We start from the raw sequence: 1107 nt of genomic DNA, 5'->3' as shown, positions 1-1107 counted from the left end.
TAAGTAGATGTTCATAATTGGTTTATATCATAAGGTTTTGATACCTTTGCCTCATAAAATTCAAATATGCACTTATGGGCAAAATCAAATCAATCATATTAAAGGATTCCGAACGCTTGGCGTTGGAAACGGGTTTCCGACAGGGAGACAGCCATTGCTTTCGGATGCGCTGTCGTGCCGTACTGCTCAAATCGACTGGACTTTCCAGCAAGGCCATAGGTTTGCAGACGGAGATGTCACATGTATCTGTCAACTCTTGGGTAAAACGTTTCTTGTCGGAAGGCATCGACGGCTTGCAGACCCGTCCCGGCCGTGGGCGAAAACCTATCATGGACTGTACGGACGAGGAAGTTGTTCGCAAGGCCATAGAACAGGACAGGCAGAGCGTCAGCAAAGCTCGGGAAGCCTGGCAGAAGGCCACTGGCAAGGAAGCGAGCGACCTGACATTCAAGCGTTTTTTATCAGCCTTGGCGCAAGATATAAGCGAATAAGAAAACGCCCAAGGGGAGTACCCTCGCCGCAACTCTATGCGTATAAGACCGAGAAGTTGCAAGAACTTGAACATCTGAACATAAACGGCAAGATAGACCTCTATTACGCCGATGAAAGCCATGTGTGCACCGAAGGCTATGTGCCTTACGGCTGGCAATTCCGTAACGAAGACGTGTATATCCCATCCCAAAAGGCACAAAGGGTCAACATCTTCGGCATGATAGACAGGAACAACCGCTATCATGGGTTCACCACGACTGAAAGTATTGACGCGGACAAGGTCGTTGAATACCTTGACACCTTTTCCTTGAACATAAAGAAAGATACGTTCATCGTGCTTGACAATGCGAGCGTACATCGAAACAAGAAAATAAGGGAATTGAGAGAACTGTGGGAGAAACGCGGACTTTTTCTCTTTTACCTTCCACCGTATTCCCCTCACCTGAACCTTGCGGAAACCTTGTGGAGAATAATGAAAACTAAATGGATCAGACCGCAGGATTATGCAAGTAGCGACAACCTCTTTTACACCGTCAATAGGGCATTGGCGGCTGTCGGGGATACCTTGGGTATTAAACTTAAACATAATGCTGCTTAATTTTGATTAGTTACTTA

At 46.4% G+C, this 1107-nt stretch carries 2 protein-coding genes; both read left to right on the top strand.

Annotation, left to right across the window (positions count from 1 at the left end):
• Positions 1-74: 74 nt before the first annotated feature.
• Positions 75-491 (top strand): helix-turn-helix domain-containing protein, encoded by a 417-nt coding sequence (locus NSB03_RS20680; RefSeq protein ID WP_024988925.1) that lies wholly within the window; start codon positions 75-77, stop codon positions 489-491.
• On the top strand, positions 407-1090 hold the full coding sequence (locus tag NSB03_RS20675) for an IS630 family transposase (RefSeq protein ID WP_217994229.1): 684 nt from the start codon (positions 407-409) through the stop codon (positions 1088-1090). Before NSB03_RS20680 ends, NSB03_RS20675 begins: the two co-directional genes overlap by 85 nt.
• The last annotated feature ends 17 nt before the right edge of the window (positions 1091-1107 follow it).

The organism is Bacteroides acidifaciens (assembly GCF_024623065.1).
In the GTDB taxonomy this organism is placed as follows: Bacteria; Bacteroidota; Bacteroidia; order Bacteroidales; family Bacteroidaceae; genus Bacteroides; species Bacteroides acidifaciens.
Note: the sequence above shows the minus strand (reverse complement) of the source record. Positions and strands in the feature narration are given on the sequence as shown.

What these genes read in the sequence shown, in the direction of transcription:
- NSB03_RS20680 (WP_024988925.1), top strand. Translation starts at nt 75, where the DNA reads ATGGGCAAAATCAAATCAATCATATTAAAGGATTCCGAACGCTTGGCG.